1 pseudogene is annotated in these 360 nt (G+C 31.7%); it reads left to right on the forward strand.

Annotation, left to right across the window (positions count from 1 at the left end):
* A pseudogene (locus MWU65_RS17620) lies at positions 1–360 on the forward strand (hypothetical protein); the annotation flags it as partial.

Here is a 360-nt window from a genome sequence, read left to right on the forward strand (position 1 = left end):
TGTTATGAAAAAAGAAAAGAAATTTGATTTTAAATCAACAGATGAAAAGAAGCAGTATGTAAAGATTCCTATAGATGTACTACATCAATCGGATAGCTTAATGCTGGATTTAGAACAGCCTTCTTCTGAAAACGAAATCATAATGGGTAGGAATTCAAGATGTGTCTTTGTTCCCACAAAGACCTCTTGTTTGACTCCCCATGGTCGCAAAGAAAAAAAAGTATTTAAGGGCAAAGTTGATTTCGTTAAGTTTCGATGTTCCATCTACGAAAAGAAACTTCTAAAAATTAAAGCAACCAAATGTAGATTATCCGTAAGTGAATTTATAAGACGTAGCTTATTTGAAAAAGAAATAATAGA

The sequence above is a fragment of the Cellulophaga sp. F20128 genome, assembly GCF_023015805.1.
Classification (GTDB): Bacteria; Bacteroidota; Bacteroidia; order Flavobacteriales; family Flavobacteriaceae; genus Cellulophaga.